This is a genomic window from Psychromonas sp., from assembly GCF_041586535.1.
Taxonomy (GTDB): domain Bacteria; phylum Pseudomonadota; class Gammaproteobacteria; order Enterobacterales; family Psychromonadaceae; genus Psychromonas.
Genome location: NZ_JBFGZY010000073.1, coordinates 1 through 19140 on the forward strand (window position 1 = coordinate 1; position 19140 = coordinate 19140).

At 42.8% G+C, this 19140-nt stretch carries 19 protein-coding genes; 8 read left to right on the forward strand and 11 right to left on the reverse strand.

The genetic code is table 11. The features are described from left to right. Positions 1-377: 377 nt before the first annotated feature. The 7 genes from aroE to ABZA00_RS09610 all read right to left on the reverse strand — a co-directional run bounded on the left by aroE (position 378) and on the right by ABZA00_RS09610 (position 5787). Positions 378-1196: a shikimate dehydrogenase gene (gene aroE / locus ABZA00_RS09580; protein WP_372881940.1), complete on the reverse strand. Its 819-nt coding sequence runs from the start codon at positions 1194-1196 to the stop codon at positions 378-380. A 92-nt stretch (positions 1197-1288) separates the two neighbouring features. Then, positions 1289-1858 carry an L-threonylcarbamoyladenylate synthase gene (locus tag ABZA00_RS09585; protein ID WP_372881941.1) on the reverse strand — a complete coding sequence of 190 codons (570 nt, stop codon included), beginning with the start codon at positions 1856-1858 and terminating at the stop codon, positions 1289-1291. A gap of 14 nt (positions 1859-1872) precedes the next feature. Next, positions 1873-2382: a 5-(carboxyamino)imidazole ribonucleotide mutase gene (gene purE, locus ABZA00_RS09590; RefSeq protein WP_372881942.1), complete on the reverse strand. Its 510-nt coding sequence runs from the start codon at positions 2380-2382 to the stop codon at positions 1873-1875. A gap of 54 nt (positions 2383-2436) precedes the next feature. Continuing rightward, the gene (locus tag ABZA00_RS09595) at positions 2437-2991 is read right to left on the reverse strand and encodes a topoisomerase DNA-binding C4 zinc finger domain-containing protein (RefSeq protein WP_372881943.1); all 555 of its coding nucleotides are present in this window, start codon (positions 2989-2991) and stop codon (positions 2437-2439) included. 1 nt (position 2992) lies between these two features. Continuing rightward, the gene (locus ABZA00_RS09600; RefSeq protein WP_372881944.1) at positions 2993-3466 is read right to left on the reverse strand and encodes a DUF494 domain-containing protein; all 474 of its coding nucleotides are present in this window, start codon (positions 3464-3466) and stop codon (positions 2993-2995) included. 45 nt (positions 3467-3511) lie between these two features. Beyond that, positions 3512-4570, reverse strand: a complete 1059-nt coding sequence (dprA, locus tag ABZA00_RS09605) for a DNA-processing protein DprA (protein ID WP_372881945.1) — start codon at positions 4568-4570, stop codon at positions 3512-3514. Between the two features lie 134 nt (positions 4571-4704). Then, positions 4705-5787 (reverse strand): LysM peptidoglycan-binding domain-containing protein, encoded by a 1083-nt coding sequence (locus ABZA00_RS09610; protein ID WP_372881946.1) that lies wholly within the window; start codon positions 5785-5787, stop codon positions 4705-4707. Between the two features lie 96 nt (positions 5788-5883). Between ABZA00_RS09610 and def the strand changes: the two genes are divergently transcribed. The 5 genes from def to ABZA00_RS09635 all read left to right on the forward strand — a co-directional run bounded on the left by def (position 5884) and on the right by ABZA00_RS09635 (position 11776). Continuing rightward, the gene (gene def, locus ABZA00_RS09615; protein WP_372881947.1) at positions 5884-6387 is read left to right on the forward strand and encodes a peptide deformylase; all 504 of its coding nucleotides are present in this window, start codon (positions 5884-5886) and stop codon (positions 6385-6387) included. Positions 6388-6579: 192 nt separating this feature from the next. Beyond that, a complete protein-coding gene (gene fmt, locus ABZA00_RS09620) occupies positions 6580-7530 on the forward strand; it encodes a methionyl-tRNA formyltransferase (protein WP_372881948.1) in 951 nt (316 codons plus the stop codon). Positions 7531-7534: 4 nt separating this feature from the next. Then, positions 7535-8833 (forward strand): 16S rRNA (cytosine(967)-C(5))-methyltransferase RsmB, encoded by a 1299-nt coding sequence (gene rsmB, locus ABZA00_RS09625; RefSeq protein ID WP_372881949.1) that lies wholly within the window; start codon positions 7535-7537, stop codon positions 8831-8833. A gap of 106 nt (positions 8834-8939) precedes the next feature. Further along, complete coding sequence (gene trkA / locus ABZA00_RS09630; protein WP_372881950.1) at positions 8940-10316, forward strand: Trk system potassium transporter TrkA; 1377 nt, start codon at positions 8940-8942, stop codon at positions 10314-10316. A gap of 14 nt (positions 10317-10330) precedes the next feature. Then, positions 10331-11776 (forward strand): TrkH family potassium uptake protein, encoded by a 1446-nt coding sequence (locus ABZA00_RS09635; RefSeq protein WP_372881951.1) that lies wholly within the window; start codon positions 10331-10333, stop codon positions 11774-11776. Here ABZA00_RS09635 and rmuC read toward each other — a convergent pair. Together rmuC and ABZA00_RS09645 are read right to left on the reverse strand one after the other, a co-directional pair. After that, entirely contained in the window at positions 11733-13151 is a 1419-nt protein-coding gene (rmuC, locus tag ABZA00_RS09640; protein ID WP_372881952.1) for a DNA recombination protein RmuC, read from the reverse strand. The genes ABZA00_RS09635 and rmuC overlap by 44 nt on opposite strands. Beyond that, positions 13151-13405, reverse strand: a complete 255-nt coding sequence (locus ABZA00_RS09645; protein WP_372881953.1) for a hypothetical protein — start codon at positions 13403-13405, stop codon at positions 13151-13153. The genes rmuC and ABZA00_RS09645 overlap by 1 nt, the downstream gene beginning before the upstream one ends. Positions 13406-14067: 662 nt before the next feature. Here ABZA00_RS09645 and glmS point away from each other — a divergent pair. The 3 genes from glmS to ABZA00_RS09660 all read left to right on the forward strand — a co-directional run bounded on the left by glmS (position 14068) and on the right by ABZA00_RS09660 (position 17251). Beyond that, a complete protein-coding gene (gene glmS / locus ABZA00_RS09650) occupies positions 14068-15900 on the forward strand; it encodes a glutamine--fructose-6-phosphate transaminase (isomerizing) (RefSeq protein ID WP_372881954.1) in 1833 nt (610 codons plus the stop codon). 369 nt (positions 15901-16269) lie between these two features. Then, a complete protein-coding gene (locus ABZA00_RS09655; RefSeq protein WP_372881955.1) occupies positions 16270-16554 on the forward strand; it encodes a hypothetical protein in 285 nt (94 codons plus the stop codon). 94 nt (positions 16555-16648) lie between these two features. Beyond that, complete coding sequence (locus ABZA00_RS09660; RefSeq protein WP_372881956.1) at positions 16649-17251, forward strand: thiol:disulfide interchange protein DsbA/DsbL; 603 nt, start codon at positions 16649-16651, stop codon at positions 17249-17251. 57 nt (positions 17252-17308) lie between these two features. On the opposite strand, the gene ABZA00_RS09665 is transcribed toward ABZA00_RS09660, so the two are convergent. Next, entirely contained in the window at positions 17309-17824 is a 516-nt protein-coding gene (locus ABZA00_RS09665) for an MltR family transcriptional regulator (protein WP_372881957.1), read from the reverse strand. Between the two features lie 311 nt (positions 17825-18135). Beyond that, the coding region (locus ABZA00_RS09670) for a mannitol-1-phosphate 5-dehydrogenase (RefSeq protein WP_372881958.1) at positions 18136-19140 on the reverse strand (1005 nt) is incomplete at its 5' end.

The following is a 19140-nucleotide window of genomic DNA, read 5'->3' on the forward strand; positions in this document are numbered from 1 at the left end:
CTAGGCCGAGCCTTCTCATGAACCTGAACTGTCGTTTAATTCGCGCCATGATTTTCCTTGCTAACGTACTTGCTCAATACAAGAAAAATGGATGGGGGAAACGTAGCCAATTTGGATTGGTATCCAAATTCCACAATCATGGGACTTTTTTATAAGAGTCAGGCTGACAGCAGAGATCTACTTAACCTCAGTTCTGGATAATGGAATCGTAGTTTTCTTTAATATCAATACATTAAAGATTTGTATTATACAGTGCTGTTAGTTTTGTGTAGTTCAAGGCAAATCATCGAAGCAACAGCTGGCTATTGGGAGATGATTTAACGCAGAAATACGCGAAAATAACGGTGCTGTATCGATTTGCTTATCCATAATTGAGGTTAATTAGCGAGATTATGACGTAATTCGTTTAGAACTTGTTTAGCGCCCGGTTTTACGCCACGCCAAATCGCAAAGCTTTCTGCTGCTTGACCGACTAACATTCCAAGTCCGTCAATGGTAAGCCTTGCACCTTGTGCTTTTGCCCATGCGTTAAACGGGGTGGCCTGGGCGCTATACATCATGTCATATATTGCTGTTTCGGGGGTAACTAAACTTGGGCTAATTGCCGGAACTTCACCGTGTAAACTCGCTGAAGTTGAATTAATAATTAAATCGAATTTACCCGATAATTGTGAAAATTCAGCAGCAGAAACATTCCCTAATTTTGAAAATATATTTTTAAGTGTTTCTGCTTTTGAAAATGTACGATTGGCAATTACCAGTTGTTGAGGTTGTTCAGCTAATAACGTTGCACAGACACCTCGTGCGGCGCCTCCCGCTCCGATTAATAAAATACGCGCGCCTTTAAGATTAACGTGGTTATTTTTCAGATCTAATACCAACCCTGCACCGTCAGTATTATCACCGATGATTATTCCGTCATCAGTTAATTTCAGGGTGTTGACTGCACCTGCTAATTCGGCGCGTTTTGTTAACTGTTGGGCAAACCGGTAGGCTTGTTCTTTGAAGGGAGCGGTAATATTGCAGCCTTTTCCCTGTGTCGAAAAAAAATCTTGTAAAGTTGCTTCAAAATCATCTGTCGCGGGCTCGATTGCACTGTAAACCATCTGCTGTAATGTTTGTTCGGCAAATAAAGTATGGATGAAGGGGGATTTACTTTGTTTAATTGGATTGCCAAATACGGCATAGTGATCCATGAGAACTCCAAAATATAAGGTAGATTGCTAATGACAGATAATCTAGCATGTTAAAATAAGGAGTGGAAATTTAGAGGAGGTAAAAACTTTATTTATCTTAATCGCTCGCCGGTAGATGCATTATAAATTTGTGATGGTGAGGAAAGACCGGAAACGGGGGCGTCGATAATCACGTTTAATAATGGATTATCTTTAAACATCTCCATTACTTGCCGGGTGTTTATAGCGGGATCTAAACCGGATAAATTTGCACTTGTGGAGATGATGGGCTTATTAAATGCCTGACATATTTGTCGAACTACCGGATGAGTAGTCACTCTTACTGCAACACTATCAAAACCACCGCTTACCAGTTTGGAAAGGTTGTTTTTAGCAGGTACAACCCAAGTATAGGGGCCTGGCCAGGTTTTTTTTATTGCTGCGAGTTGGTTTTCATTTAATACAGAAAAATCAGCATATTTTTCCAGCTGCTCTATGCTGGCGGCTATTAAAATCAAACCTTTATGTGCGGGGCGCTCTTTCAGTGTTAGGATTTTTTGAATGGCGGCTTCGCAGTCAGGATCGCATCCTAGACCAAATACTGATTCGGTAGGGTAGGCAATAACACCCTGAGCATTAAGTGCTTTCAGGGTGTTATTTAACTCACTTTGCTTTAATAACAAAAGTAAGAGCTCCGTTACAGGCTTTTTAGTTTAAGCTGCAGAGCTGCATCTTTTGCGATTACCGCTTTAGCGTTTTCTGCGCGGTTTTCTTTTACTCGTACTGCTAATGCGTCATCTGCCACGGCAAGAATCTGCGCCGCAAGGTAAGCCGCATTTTTTGCACCGGCACTACCGATGGCAACCGTTGCAACGGGTACACCCGCAGGCATCATTACCGTTGACAGTAATGCATCCTGGCCTTTTAAGGGGCCGCAGTCGATTGGTACACCGATAATTGGTCGAGTAGTAATTCCCGCAACAGCACCAGCCAGGTGAGCGGCAAGACCAGCTGCGCAGATAAATACTTTACAACCACGTGCTTCAGCATCGGTAACGTATTCATGCGTTGCTGCTGGTGTGCGGTGTGCTGAAGTTACTTTGACTTCAAAATCGATAGCGAATGACTTTAAAATCTCAATCGTGTTTTGCATAACAGGAAGATCTGAATCGGAGCCCATTAATATGGCGACAAAAGGTTTAGTCAAGGTGCTTTCCTCTCTAATGTTATTAGCTAAAAACTTAGCGGGTAATAATGATTATTATATAGGCTTACCGCGGTAACCACATCCTTTTTTTGGACATATTATGCGATTTGCGCTGGCTGTTTTTCGTTCAACCAGGATTGGCCAGTGACAGTCCGGGCAAAATTCATTAACTGGTTTGTCATTCACAGCATATTTGCAGCTTGGGTAGTTATCACAAGCATAAAAGGTTTTTCCAAATCGCGACTGGCGTTTAATTAAGTGCCCTTTTTTACAGGATGGGCAGGGCACCTGCTCTTTTTCATCTGATGTTTCAGACAGTTGTGCGGTATACTGGCATTCAGGATAGCCGCTACAGCTAATAAATAGCCCATATTTTCCCTGTGTTAACACTAACTCTTTTTCGCAAAGCGGGCAGTGAGTACCTGAAAGTACTTTTTTTATTTCACTTTTTTCATGAAGCGGGCGTAAAAAATGACATTCAGGATAGTTTGAGCAGCCCAGAAAAGTGCCTTGCTTACTATTGCGAATATGCAGTTCACCGCCACACTCCGGGCAGAGCTCTTTGTTTTTTTCGTGGTGGGTCGGTAAACCTTGTGTGTTCTTTGACATGTTAATGAATTAACCCGTCTTCAAAATCAAGCAGCATTGATTCAAGCTGCAAAAATGCATCATCACTGTTTGGATCGTTAAATAATACCATCAATGTTAGCCATTTAAGATCATGAAGGCTTAACTCTTCTATATCTAAAGCCATTGCACAATCAATTACAACCTCGCGTGTATGGGTATTTAACAGATCTGCCTGATCTAAGTAAGAGATAAACCCCCGGCATTCCTGTGTCAACCTTTGCTGTTCAATCGTGCTATACACGCGATGCGACGTTTTTTTAGCTAACTGGGTTTCAGCCTGTGGATTTTGTTCATGTAGCGTAGTGAGGTTATCAAGCCAGGCTAGGGCTTTTGAAATATCGCTTCTCTGAAAACCTTCTTCCAACAATTCATCGGTGATCTCTTGCGCATCTATTTCAATACTTTGATCAACTTGCATATAGCTTTCAAATAGATACATTATTATTTCAAACATAGTTAACCCTGTTTTTTGATTTTAGTAATAAAATGATAAACACACCTAATCACTTAATTTGATATATCCTTGTGCAGTGGCAGTTATTCTACCAGTTATCTCAAGTTCTATTAACTGGTTTTGTAAACTTGCTACGTCTAAACTACTACGATCCAGCAATTGCTCAAGGGTGGTGAGGTGAAAATCTATGTGTTTGAGCAGAGAATGTGCCGGTGAAACGTTTTTTTCAACTGTATCGCTAACAGATCCAGGCCTTAAGAGTAAGTGATTAAATTCATCACATACGTCCTGGGTGTTAATGACCAGTTTTGCGCCTTGTTGAATCAGTTCATGGCATCCGCAGGCTTCTGCATTATCAATTGAACCCGGCAGGGCAAATACTTCCCGGTTTTGTTCCAGGGCATAGCGCGCAGTAATTAATGAACCGCTGCGTTTTGATGCTTCAATCACCAACACGCCCAGACTTAGGCCTGAAATAATGCGGTTGCGTCTGGGAAAATTAGCAGGTAATGCAGCTGCGTTTGGCCAAAACTCAGACACCAATAAACCCTGTTCTTTTATCTGTTGTGCAAGTTTATTGTGGCGTTTGGGATAAATGTTATTCAAGCCAGTACCTAATACGGCAATGGTATTACCTGATTTATCAATAGCACCCTGATGTGCCTGGCCGTCGATACCGATGGCCAAACCGCTGGTAATAGTAAAGCCAGAGGCACTTAACCGCCCGGCAAACTGATAAGCTTTTTCCCGTCCGTATGGGGTACAGTTGCGGCTTCCTATTATGGCGATTTGCGGGCTGTTTAATAAACTGTTATTACCCTGTAAATAGAGCAGTAAGGGAGGGTTACTGATCTGCTTTAACAGATTTGGGTAATTCGGATGGTCGTAGCAGAGAATATAGTTTTCACAGGAGCTGTCTAACCAGGCTATATTATTGTCAATTAATGGGACGTTAGGATTAATCAAGGCGGCTATTTGCGTTTCTTTCAGACCATAAAAGCGGAGTTTCTCCGGGGATAATTGCACTAGCTGCTCGACGGAGTAAAGGGAGATAAGCTTGAGTATAGCGCGTTTTTGTAGTGCAGGAATGGCATCCAAAACCATCCAACAGCGGATATGTTGGTAACTATCGGAGTCATTATTTTGTTGTGCAAATAAGTCGGTTTGAATAGTTACCTTCCCTGTCGCTATTTAGTATCGCTAGAAAGCGCCCTAAATAGCGACATTTATATCAGAGGCTAAAACTCCAGGCCTTGTATTGTATAGTTTGAACCTATCACCCTGGTGCTGTGCATGACCATCGCGATACTGACTTTGTCATAAACTTTAAAGACCAGTAGTTCGCCGATGCGCTCCGCCGGAATCTCTAAATCAGGGCCGCCGATTTGGTCAAATCTTGGGGCATCTTTCTGATAAGCCACTCGCTTGCTATTAATTAAAACATTCGGACCTGGCTGCAGGACAGAGAACATTGAACCTATCTGAATATTATCCCGTTGTCCCTTGTTGATCACCACAATATCCCATTTACCAATTGCTCTGGAATTATTAAGCGCTGAAAGAATCTGGCCTTCCGTTGTTTTGGCAACAGGTTGCGGTAAAAAATAGGCGGGTAATGTTTCATATTCCGGAATAGGAAGGATCAAGTCACCCTGTCTGGCTTCTCTTGAGCTGCTTACAAAATCATGCGGAGTAACTTGCTCTGTGCTGCTGACATTTGGACTCTTGGAAACTTCGGAGTGACCAATAAAGATAAGCTGCTTACCGAGAAACTCTTTGCTGTCGGGATCTACGTAGTCATTACCTAAGCGATAAACACCATATAATTTATCCTTGTCGTATTGACCATTACCATAAAATATATCCCCTTCAAAGAAGCGTGGCGTCGCGCTTGCGTCGCCTAATAAACGCGGAGCACCAGCGACCAGATCCGGATTAATAATATGATCCTTTGATAAAAAAGCAGAAATAACTGACAACGGAATGGTTGGGATTGCTTTATGCTTTTCCTGCAGGCGCGGGGTTGGAGATAATTTATTTAATCTCTTACGGGTAAGCCGTGGCTCGCCATTAACCCAGATCAGCCTTAATATATCACCTGGATAAATAAGGTGAGGATTTTCAATTTGGCTGTTTGCCTGCCATAAGCGTGGCCACAGCCAGGGTGAGTTTAAGAAGTGAGCTGAAATATCCCATAACGTATCCCCCTTAACAACCGTATAGGTTTCGGGGTGGTTTTCTCTCAGCGTAAGGGTGTCTGCAATTGCGATAACAGAAACCGCAATACCAATAAAGAAGGTTGTAATTAGCTTTAATTTCATAACTATCCTTGTCTGATGACTAATAAAACTTTTTTTTACATTAGGAAATGACTAGAATTAGCACTCTTTTACATAACTATAGGGCAAGATAATATCATGGCTTTACTCGAAGTATTATGCTTTCCAGATAAACGTCTCAGAACTGTTGCGAAACCTGTAGAACAGATCACACCGGAACTGAAAGAATTAGCAAAAAACATGATTGAAACCATGTACGAAGAAGATGGTGTTGGTCTTGCTGCTACACAAATAAACTTCCATCAACGCATTATTGTGATCGATGTTTCTCCAGAACGCAATCAGGCAATGGTAATTATTAATCCGGTGATCACCGAACACTCAGGTGAAGAGGTCTCTCAAGAGGGCTGTCTGTCGGTTCCTGAAACTAATGCAGAAGTTAAACGTGCTGAGTTCGTAACCTTGGAATACCTGGATCTTGATGGTCAAAAGCAAGTATTGCAAGCCGATGGTTTGCTTGCTGTTTGTATTCAGCATGAACTTGATCACCTTGAGGGAAAATTGTTTATTGATTATCTCTCTCCTTTGAAGCAAAAACGTATCAAAACAAAAATAGAAAAATTACAAAAACACTACGTATAGAGCACCATGTAGTTTAAAAAAACGAACACCAGAGCAGACTTAAAAATCACTCTGGTAAGGCCCAAATGGTCGCATGCTGCGTTAAATTTTCTCGATTTAGTGTCACTAGAACTTCAAAAATTTGCCTGTTTAAGCTGAAAGGCAGTAGCGCATCGACCAATATTTTTCATCATTTTGACTTTAAGGTTTCTCTTGGAAAAACTAAATATCATTTTTGCCGGTACACCTGACTTTGCCGCCAAGCATCTCAGTGCGTTACTTAACTCCGGGCACAATGTGGTTGCCGTCTATACGCAACCGGATCGCCCTGCAGGACGCGGTAAAAAATTAACTGCGAGCGCCGTTAAAGAGCTTGCTGTTGAACATAATATTCCCGTCTACCAGCCGGAGAATTTCAAACAAGCCGGTAGTGTCGAGCAACTTGCTGCATTACATGCCGATCTGATGATTGTTGTGGCCTATGGTTTACTGCTGCCAAAATTAGTATTAACGACTCCCCGCCTGGGATGCTTAAATGTACATGGCTCTTTGTTGCCGCGCTGGCGTGGTGCCGCGCCGATTCAGCGTGCAATTTGGGCGGGTGATGCAGAGACTGGTGTCACTATTATGCAGATGGATGAAGGCTTGGATACCGGCGATATGCTGTCTAAAGCGAGTTGTCCTATAGAACAAGATGAAACCAGCGCTTCCCTTTATGAAAAACTCGCGTTGCAGGCTCCGCAGGTATTGGTTGATACTATTAATCAATTGATTAAAGGTGAATTACAGGCACAAAAGCAAGATCCGCAGTTTGCTAATTACGCCAAAAAGCTGAGCAAAGAGGAAGCCCTGATTAACTGGTCTGACGATGCTGTGTTTATTGAGCGCTGTATTCGGGCATTTAATCCCTGGCCGATGAGTTATTTTATGCTTGATGGTAAAGCAATAAAAGTGCACCGGGCAAGCCTGCTTACTGACCATAGCGAAAAGCCGGCAGGTACTATTATCGCAGCTGATAAAAGTGGCATTCAGGTAACGACGGGCGCAGGAATCATCAACCTTGAAGTTCTCCAACTGGCGGGTAAAAAAGCGCTGCCGGTACAAGATATTTTAAATTCTCGCCGTGAATTATTTGCGCTGGGTACTCAACTACAGCAAGGTTAATCAAATGAACGTAAGAGCATTAGCGGCCAAAGTGTTAAATCAAGTCGTCGAGCAGGGGCAGTCATTATCTAATGTCTTACCAGCTGCTCAGCAGGATCTTTCTCCTAAGGATAAAGCCTTATTGCAAGTGCTTTGTTACGGGGTGTTGCGCACCTTGCCGCGCTTGGATTTTTTCTGCCGGTCGCTGATGGATAAGGCATTAAAAGGCAAACAACGGAATCTGCATTTCCTTATTTTAGTTGGATTTTATCAGCTGCTTTATACCCGAATTCCAAGTCATGCTGCTGTCGGTGAAACGGTAAATGGTGCAAAAGCGCTTAAAAAGCCGGCATTAAAAGGGATGGTTAACGGGGTATTACGGAGTTTTCTGCGTGAGCAGGAAAATCTGATAGAAAAAGCAAATCAACAACCGGCCTTGGTTTATTGCCATCCGAGTTGGTTAGTCAAGCGCCTGCAGGGCGCTTATGGTGAACAGCTTGCAGCTGAGATTATGGATAACAATAATCAGCAGGCGCCGATGTGGCTGCGGGTGAATGCTATCCACCATAATCGCGAACAATACCAGGCGTTATTAAAGGATGCCGGGCTTAACAGTTTCAGCTGCGAGTTTAATGACAATGCGCTGCGTTTAGAGAAAGCCACGGATGTTTATAAATTACCCGGCTTTGAAGCGGGCTGGGTGTCTGTACAGGATGGTGCAGCGCAATTGGCGGCCCATTATTTAGATGCACAACCTGGCGAGCTGGTTTTAGATGCCTGCTCTGCACCCGGCGGTAAAACGGTACACGTATTGGAGTTGCAGCCAGATATTAAGCAGATGGTTGCTGTAGATGCCGATGCGAAACGTTTGCTGCGTGTGCAGGAAAATTTACAGCGCCTCAAACTGAATGCGACGGTGATTCATGGCGATGCATCACAACCGGGCAGCTGGTGGCATGGTGAGCGCTTTGATCGTATTCTCTGTGATGCACCCTGCAGTGCGACCGGCGTTATTCGCCGTCATCCTGATATCCGCTGGTTACGCCGTGACAGCGATATTGCTGATTTGGTTGCTTTACAGCAGTCTATTTTGCATGCGCTGTGGGATAAATTAAAACCCGGCGGTATTCTGCTTTACGCAACCTGCTCTATTCTGCCCGATGAAAATGCGTTACAAATCCAACGCTTTTTAGAAACTACGAAGGATGCCTCATTAATTCCGCTTTCGCTGCAGGATAATAGCCGGAGAAAAGTGCGGCAGATACTCCCTAATGAGGATGGCATGGATGGTTTTTATTATGCGAAGCTGCAAAAATCATTATAGAATAGACGGTTAATATTTTCGTTTCTACAAATGTAATTAATAACCGTCCCCGGCAGTTAATGAATCAAGTCTCGCAGCTTAGATCACAGATGGATAATGAGGTCGCATGAAAATAATTATTTTAGGTGCCGGACAAGTAGGTGCTTCATTGGCAGAAAATCTTGTTGGTGAAAATAACGATATTACGGTTGTTGATTCATCCAATGAAAGCTTGCAGGAGCTGCAGAACCGCTTTGATCTCAGGGTGGTACAAGGCAGTGCATCGAGCCCGATCACATTAGGTGAGGCAGGGGCAGAAGATGCGGATATGTTAATTGCTGTAACCAATTCCGATGAAGTGAATATGGTTGCTTGTCAAATTGCCTTTACCCTGTTTAACGTACCTAAAAAAATAGCCCGTATTCGTTCGCAAAGTTTCATTCAGTTTGAAAAAGAGTTATTTGAAACGGGTGCTTTTCCTATCGATCATGTTATTGCCCCTGAAAAATTAGTAAGTGATTACATTACCCAGTTAATAGATTATCCGGGGGCACTGCAGGTAGCTAACTTTGCCGATGGTAAAGTGGGATTAGTGGCAATCAAAGCCTATTATGGCGGCTCTCTGGTCGGCAATGCTATCTCTACCTTAAAGGAGCATATGCCCAATATTGAGGCGCGCGTGGCAGCTATTTTCAGACGCGGCAAAGCCATTCGTCCGCAGGGTACCACGATTATAGAAGCGGATGATGAAGTGTTTTTTATCACTGCAAGTCAGCATATCCGGGCAATCATGAGTGAGATGCAGAAGCTGGAACAACCCTACAAACGGATTATGATTGTAGGCGGCGGTTTTATCGGTGAAAGTCTGGCGAAACGTCTTGAAAAAGAGAATTCCGTTAAATTAATCGAAAAGAATTTAACACGCGCTGAATACCTTTCAGAAACACTTTCTAATACTATTGTATTCTGTGGCGATTCATCGGATCAGGAGCTGCTGACCGAGGAGCATATCGATCAAATAGATCTGTTCATTACGGTGACCAATGATGACGAAGCAAACATCATGTCGGCGATGCTGGCTAAACGTATGGGCGCAAGAAAAGCGATGGTGTTAATCCAGCGAAGTGCTTATCTGGATCTTGTCCAGGGAGGCATTCTGGATATTGCTATTTCTCCGCAGCAGGCGACGCTCTCTGCTTTGTTAACCCATGTGCGTAAGGCGGATCTAAGGCATGTTTATTCTTTGCGCGAAGGGGTTGCCGAAGCAATCGAAATTATTGCCCGTGGTGACAGCATGACCTCGAAGGTTGTAGGGAAAGAGTTATCCGAACTTAAATTACCACCCGGCACCAGCATAGGTGCGATCGTTCGCCATGAGGAAGTGTTAATAGCTCATGACGATACCGTACTGGAAACTGATGATCATGTTATCTTATTCCTAGTGAACAAAAAGTTTATCAGCGATATCGAAAAATTATTCCAGCCCAGTCCGTTCTTTTTATAAGCCTTGCCACTCTTATGGTAACTCGCCCACTACTTTTTATCACCGGATTGGTATTGTCCAAAATGGCAATATTTATGTATCTGCCGATGATTTTTGCTTTTTATAATAATGCATTAGGCGGCATGGAGTTTTTGGCTTCGGTTTTAATTACGCATCTGGCTTCAATTCTTTTTATTTTTATGGGAAAAGAGAAGCAGTTATCCCGCCTGGGGATCCGGGAGATGTTTTTGCTAACCACCGGCGTTTGGGTACTGGCCAGTGTTTTTGCCGCTTTACCTTTTGTGTTGATTGAGCATATTAATTTCAGCAATGCTTTTTTTGAAACCATGTCGGGCATAACCACAACTGGCAGTACGGTGCTATATCACCTGGATACTATGCCCCACAGTATCCTATTATGGCGCTCTATTCTGCAATGGCTGGGAGGAGTTGGCTTTATTGTAATGGGGGTGGCTATTTTACCTTTTTTAAACGTCGGGGGAATGCGCCTCTTCCAGACGGAGTCTTCAGACTGGTCTGACAAAGCGGAATCAAAAACACGCAGTGTGGCAAGTGGTATTCTGCTGGTCTACCTGTTTTTAAGTTTTTGCTGTTTTGTTGGTTTCCGTTTAGCCGGCATGGGGAATTTTGATGCAATAAATCATGCGATGACAACCATATCCACGGGAGGATACTCAACCTCGGATAGTTCTATGGGCAATTTTTCCCATGCAGCCCATTGGAATGCGATTATTTTTATGTTTCTCGGCGGCTTGCCGTTTTTATTGTTTATACGTGCTTTTAACCAGCGCAGTTTAATCTCTTTATTTCGTGATGCGCAGGTACTGGGTTTTATTCGGGTCGTATTGTTCTTCAGCCTGATTTTAACCTGTTATCTGTTTATCAATGACCGCTTTTCACTGGCTGATGCGCTTAGATTAAGTCTATTTAACGTGGTTTCAGTGATCACTACAACGGGATTTGGGCTCGACGATTTTCTCACCTGGGGGGATTTCAGCATTATCGTTTTTTTAGGTCTGATGTTTGCCGGAGCCTGCTCCGGCTCGACATCCGGCGGTATCAAGATATTCCGTTTCCAGATCGCCACATCCATGCTCAAGCGGCAGTTAATGACCTTGGTACATCCGCGCGGCATTTTTCCGCAACGCTATAATAACCGCACCGTAAGTGATGACATATTACGTTCTCTGATCGCCTTTATCCTGGCTTATATGGGGACTATCGCGATATCCACCCTGTTATTAACCCTGTTTGGCTCCAATGCGATTGTTGCGTTGTCTGCATCTATTACTGCGGTTTCTAATGTGGGTCCGGGTTTGGATCCGAGTATCGGACCCTCAGGTAATTTTTCCGCTTTATCAGATCCCAGCAAATGGATTTTATCGATTGGCATGCTGATGGGACGCCTGGAGATACTTACTGTTGCGGTGCTTTTTTCACGGCATTTTTGGCGTCGCTAGAGGCAAATTTTTGCAGTTCTTTAAGGTGATTCTTAAGCACAATAGGAGCCTCTAATTCCGCTAATTCAACTAAGGATTCCGGTAAAGGTTTGGTGACGGTTACGCCCATGGCCTTCAACTGCTCAGCTTGCTGAATAAGGTTGCCGCGCCCCTGGCTTAATTGTTTTAAGGCGCGATCGTAACTATTTTGTGCCTTGTTCAACTGCGAACCCACATCCAGCATACTTTCACTGAATAAACGTAATTTATCGTACAGCTTGCCTGCCTGCTGAGCAATCAAGCGGCCGTTCTGCTCCTGTTGATCAAAACGCCATAGGTTATCAATGGTGCGTAATGCAATCATTAAGTTGGTCGGGCTGGCCAGCAGTACATTGTTATCAAGTGCCAGTTTAAGCAGCTCCGGGTCGTGCTCAAGTGCGGTGATAAAAGCCGGCTCAACAGCAACAAACAATAAAACATAATCAAGGCTGTTGCTGCCCAGCAAATGCTGGTAATCTTTTTTCCCCAGCCCTCGGATGTGCTGACGAACAGAAATAATATGTGCCTGCAGAGCCTCTTTTTGCGCCTCAGGCGTCTCGGCATTAAAGAATCGCTCGTAAGCGACTAAAGATACCTTTGAATCGATAATAATATTTTTATTCTGCGGTAACTGCACGATCACATCGGGTTGTAGACGTTCACCGCGATCATTTTTCAAACTTGTCTGAGTTTTATATTCATGACCTTCACGTAATCCTGATGATTCTAAAATACGCTGTAAAATTACCTCGCCCCAATTACCTTGTTGTTTATTATCACCTTTTAATGCATTGGTGAGATTGTTGGTTTCCTGCTGCATTAATGCATTGAGTTTGGCCAGTTTAGAAATTTCATTCTGTAAATTGTAACGTTCTTTGCTCTCATTAACGTAACAATCAGCTACCTGCTGCTTAAAACCATCCAACTGGGTTTTCAGTGGATCCAGTAACTGACTGATACTGTCTTGATTTAATTGTTTAAATTGTGCTGATTTTTCGCTGAAGATACGTTGGGAAAGCAGTTCAAACTGATTGCTGAGTTTCTGCTCATTCTCCTGCTGTTCTCGCAGGCGTTGATTGGCACCCTGCAAACGCACTTCCGTTTCTCGCAAGCGAATCGTTAACTTGCTGGTCTGGCGTTGCAGGCTATCAATAAAAAGTTGTTTTTCGTGTAATGCCTGCGTTTTTTCTGTTTGTAAATCTTGCAGATGCACTAGCTCCTGGCGGGTTAATTGCTGTTCTAAATAGAGTTTATCCCGCTGTTTTTTTAAACGTAATACAGCCCAGGAAAAAAGAAAAATAATGGTAAAAATGGATGCGATGGTGCTGATCAACAGCTGCTCAGGAGATAACAACATTAGGAGTATTCAAATTTTTTAAGGTAATCGCTAACTGTTTTGTTAACACTCTTCCAGAATAACAGGTAGATTAAATAAATGATCACGACAGCCCATTTATGAATGTTGCTGCCTGTGTCTAATTGCTGGAAGCTAAAGTTGTCGATATAGGAGGTCATCACCATCAGATAAAAATAGATAATGACAGGTAAAATAAACAGCGTTGATAGTTTCCAGGCTAATAATAAAAGAGAAGCAAAATTAGTGCGTAACATTGTTTATCCTGAATAAAAAAAATATTATGGCCGCCGAACTCACTTCTGGCTTAGTTATCTATACCCGAACTATATGATGATGTGGAGGCTCAGCTAACTGTAACTTTAAACAGTTATTGAAAATATGTGAATAATTAATTGCCTAAACTGCGCGTTAATTCGCTATAAACAGGCACTAATACCAAAGGAGCTAAAAAGGTGGTTAAAATCAACCCTAACTGCGTTGTGAATTTGGTTCAGAATCACTACCTCATGCCCAGCTAAAGCTGTTAAAACCGTTACATGCGATTTTGTGAAGTGAGAACAACTAACTCCTGCAATGCAGGCCTTGTCAGTGCAGATTTTTCCTGGGCAATAGTTCAGTGCGGGAAGAGTGTTGCGCTCTATGGCATTTTATAGTGAAAAAATAGAGTGGGTTTGTAATTACAGTTAAGCTTGACAGCGTTAGGAAAAAGATAAATTACAGCAACGTTCTATGCATGTTTGCGCAATTTTCTTGTTTAAACGTGCATTTAATTTCGGCAATAGCATGCAAAAAAATAAAAAATGCACTAAAATACCTGGAAAATGCAAGAGTGTGCATGTTTTTGCGTGATTTTCTGTGTTTTAAACGCCGAGTTGTTTCTGGTTTTATTTGTGAATATTTTAGGGAGTGTAGGGATATGTGTGGAATCGTTGGTGCTGTTGCGCAGAGAGATGTAGCTGAAATTTTAGTAGAAGGTTTACGCCGTTTAGAATATCGCGGTTATGACTCAGCGGGTATTGCTGTGGTTGATAGCGAGAAAAATCTGACCCGAGTGCGTCGTTTAGGCAAGGTTCAGGAATTGGCAGATGCAGTCGCTGAGAAAAAAGTTATCGGTGGTACCGGGATTGCGCATACGCGATGGGCCACACATGGTGAACCTTCTGAAGTAAATGCTCACCCGCACATTTCAGGTGATATCTCCGTTGTACATAACGGTATTATTGAAAACCATGCCGCATTGCGGACAATGCTGCAAGAGCGCGGTTATCAATTTGTATCGCAAACAGATACAGAAGTGATTGCTCACCTCGTTGAGTGGGAGCGCCGCACATCAACATGCCTTGTTGAAGCGCTACAAAAGACAGCATTACAACTGGAAGGTGCTTACGGTACAGTAATCCTTGATCGCCGCGATCCTGAGCGCATTGTTGTTGCCCGCTCCGGCAGTCCGATTGTAATTGGTTTGGGTATTGGTGAAAACTTCCTGGCATCAGATCAACTTGCACTATTAAGCGTAACCCGTCGCTTTATGTACCTTGAAGAAGGGGATGTTGCTGAAATTACTCGCCGTGAGGTTAATATCTTTGATACTGCTGGCGCACCTGTTGAGCGTGAAGTGATTGAATCAACGATTGAACATGACGCAGGTGATAAAGGACAATATCGTCACTTTATGCAGAAAGAGATTTTTGAACAGCCAAGTGCGCTGATCAGTGCAATGGAAGGGCGTATTAGTCATGATCGTGTACTGGTTGAAGGTATCGGTAACGGCGCAAAAGAAATTTTAAGTAAAGTTGAGCATGTCCAGATTATCGCTTGTGGTACCTCATATAACTCAGGTATGGCTGCCCGCTACTGGTTTGAAGCATTAGCAGGCGTAAGCTGTGATGTAGAGATTGCATCCGAATTCCGTTACCGTAATTTTGTTGTCCGTCCAAATAGTTTACTGCTGACCCTATCACAATCAGGTGAAACAGCAGACACACTTGCGGCATTACGTTTAGCAAAACAGAAAGGTTATATGTCAGCAATGACCATCTGTAATGTTTCCGGCTCATCATTGGTACGGGAATCAGACCTTGCCTTTATGACTCGCGCAGGAACAGAAATTGGTGTTGCTTCAACAAAAGCTTTCACCACACAACTAGCTGCAATGCTCATGATGGTAACGGCAATCGGTAAAGAGAAAGGCGTGATTGACGATAAAAAAGAAACAGAAATCGTTACTGCCCTGCATTCACTACCGGCACAAGTTGAAAAAGCCTTAGCCTTTGATAAACCAATTAAAGAACTAGCTGTCGATTTTGCCGATAAAAATCACACATTATTCCTTGGCCGTGGTGAGTTTTATCCTATCGCGATGGAAGCTGCGCTAAAAGTAAAAGAGATCTCTTACATTCATGCTGAAGCTTATGCCGCCGGTGAATTAAAGCATGGCCCGTTGGCCTTGATTGATGCCGATATGCCGGTTGTGGTGGTTGCACCAACCAATGATCTGCTGGAAAAACTGAAATCAAATATTGAAGAAGTACGTGCACGTGACGGACAGCTTTATGTCTTTGCTGATGAAGCCGCTGGTTTTGAGGCGTGTGACGGAATGAAAATTATCACTCTGCCGCATGTTGATGAAGTCATCGCGCCTATTTTCTACACAGTACCGATGCAATTACTGGCCTACCATATTGCCTTAATCAAAGGTACCGATGTAGATCAGCCGCGTAATTTGGCTAAAGCGGTTACGGTTGAATAACTGATATAATAAACAGATGGTTATTGTCGGAAGACAATAAAGTTTGATCATTTCAAAACCTCCTGCTAGATGATATTTAGCAGGAGGTTTTTTTTCTCTCGGATTTAGAAAAAAGATCAAAAGCGGTGAATTAAGTTTATGAGTACTTTTTTGTCGAATTATGAGAGTATAAACAATAACTGTGGACGCCTCTCGTGTCGGAGGCTTTCATCTCTATTTTTCTATCGCTATTCCCAGTGTGAGTTGATGATTTTTTTCCGTTGTAGCATGTTGATTTGTAAGCTGCTTTTAGTTACCTTGCTGACATCTGTCTTTGCTGTTGCGTCAGTGAATAACTTTGCCTATAGCAATACTGCTAAGGGTGAATCTATGTTGCAAATGGCGGCTCCGGCAGTAGATGGTCAGTTATGTGACGAATCAGAGATAATATTTAAAAGTCAGCAACTATGGCATGACCTGCTTAAAGCAGCCGAAAGTGATTCCAAGGCGGCTCAGAAGTGTTGTTCATCAGTGACTGTGTTTACACTGTTTCCGGTAACGGCCACTGCGCAATTGAAACAAATTCAAGCAGCTTCTCTGGTCCTAATTAGCAAGAAACAGACGGGGAAAACGCACTCATTCACCGAACTCATATACCGCCCTCCAATCGTTTAACCTCTCCATTTTTAAGCAATCAGATCTGCTCACTAACCAGTACTGACCCAATGAGTTGAGTGAGTTTATAATACTAATTTTAGAGAGAATATCGATGAAAAAAATTTTTGCACTCCTTATTACTATGCTACTTAGCAACGCAGCGCATGCAGTTCAGTTTACTGCAGGAAAACACTACCAGGTACTGAATACAAAGCCCTCTTCATCGCCAACAGTAACGGAATATTTTTCATTCTACTGTCCCCATTGCTATAACTTTGAACCCATTATGGAACAGGTAAAAGAGCGTATTCCTAAAAATGCCAAATTCGAGAAGGTTCACGTTTCATTTATGGGCGGGAGCATGGCCGCATCCATGGCCAAAGCATATGCCACCATGGTGGTGCTGGAGGTCGAAGAAAAGATGATTCCGGTCATGTTCAGGCAGATTCACGAGTTCAAAAAGGCACCTCGTAATGTTCAGTCATTGCGTCAAATCTTTACCGATCATGGCGTTGATCCTGAAAAATTTGATGCGGCCTTTAATGGTTTCGTGGTTGACTCTATGCAGAGGCGTTTTGATAAGGCGTTCCGCGATGCAGGGTTAAGCAGTGTTCCCAGTGTGGTTGTAAATAATAAGTACCTTGCTACTCCGGATGAAAGCATCAAGTCATTGGATGATTATATGGAGCTGGTTAACTTTTTATTAAAAAAATAAGCGTAAGCTGAGAAAGAAAAAGTGCCGGCAGGGGCGTTAAGGCGCTGTTTGCGATGTTTAAAATAATGGGGTTTCTTTATCGAGCTGCGAGCACGTGCTCGCAATCGCCAGGGCGAACGCCGAGCGGATAACCTGTTCCTGCCTGGCCATATACATATCATCAAAATTAATATCAGCATCCTTTTCTGATGCTGATATTGCCTGCTGAACCAACCCTATTTTTTTTATTGCCTCTAACGTTGCAGGAGAGGTAAAAGAAAACTCCCGATTATCCCTGTTTAACCGATCGCGCAATTTGACTAAATTTTCCATATCCTGATATACCTCCTGAGAGATGATCCCCAGAGCAAAGGTCAACTTCAAGCGAACCATTAAATTTCCTAATGGACCTGAGCTGTTTAATAACGGCTCCACTGCATACTTTACGGCATGGTCATCTTTGCGAAAAATACGCTGGACAAGTTTATTAAGGGCAGTTTCAAAGAGCTCAACAGCGGTTAGCACAGCGCCCTGCAACGATGATGCCGCATTTAATCGCTCAATAATCTTTAAATCATCTTTCTGTTTTGTCATTAATTGTACTGTCCGCAATATTGTCTGTGGTTCAGCTTTTAATAAACTATTCAAATTAGCTGTGCATAAACGTAAGCTTATTGTGCTGTTAAAGTGGATTGCTGAATCTTAATGTGGCTTGGTTCTAAAAGTCAGTTATTGGATTCATCTTTGATCAAAAATCACTTTTCTAAGTTAGAAAGGATAACGCTATAAATAAGGCGGGAGCATCAAGTGGTGTTTTGTATTAGGGCCTGTTTATCTTTCGATAAACAGGCCCTAATATACTGGGATTGTGTTAACTTTCACAACCCCAGTTGCATTTAAGATGCTTATTGAGCAGCTTTAAGTAGCTGATAAGTCGCTTCTACACGAGCCACTTCATCACTATCAACATCTAAGCCACTGTAATGTGCTAAGGTTGATTTTAATCCTTCTTTTGCAAACATAGCTTGCAATTCAACAGCTTGTGGATCATCAGCACATTGGTATAAGAAGGCTGCAGCAATACCTTTAATTAAGTGCTCATTAGGTAAGTTGTATTCTAATGTACCATTTAACGGTTTAATCAGGCGATCCTGCGGGCTTAATTTACGGATCGGCTGGCGACCAACACGATCTACTTCGTCGCGTAAATAAGGGTTAGCAAAACGGCCTAAGATTTTTTCAATGTAGGCAGCGTGTGCTTCCGGATCAAAACCGTAACGGCTGATTAATACTGCGCCACTTTCCTGCATTGCCGCTTTAACATTAGCGCGGATCGCATCGTCTTCAATGGATTCGCGGATGGTTTCATGACCGGCAAGGACACCCAGATAGGCCGTGATCAGGTGACCGGTGTTCAGGGTAAATAATTTACGCTCAACAAAGGCCATTAAGTTATCTGTTTTTTCCATTCCTGCGATTTCCGGAATATCACCCTTAAACTGGGTTTGATCCACAATCCATTCACTGAATGTTTCAACAGTTACTGCTAACGGATCGGTTTCACCTTTTTCAGCTGGTGGAACAATACGATCCACGGCTGAATCGACAAAACCAACAGTCTCTTCAACCTGAGCATGTAAAGACTGATCCAGATGTTTGAATACCGCTTCTTTCAGCTGACTGGTTCCGCGCACCATATTTTCACAAGCAATAATGTTTAACGGTGTATTATTACCATTCTTGATACGCAGCGTGATACCGTCAGCAACCGTTTTTGAAATAATATTTAAAACCGTAGGGCCTACCGCAGTAGTCACCAAATCAGACTCTGCAATCAGTTTTACAATTGCCGGATCAGTTGAATTAATGGCCGTAACATTTTTTACTTTTTCAACGACACACTCAGCACC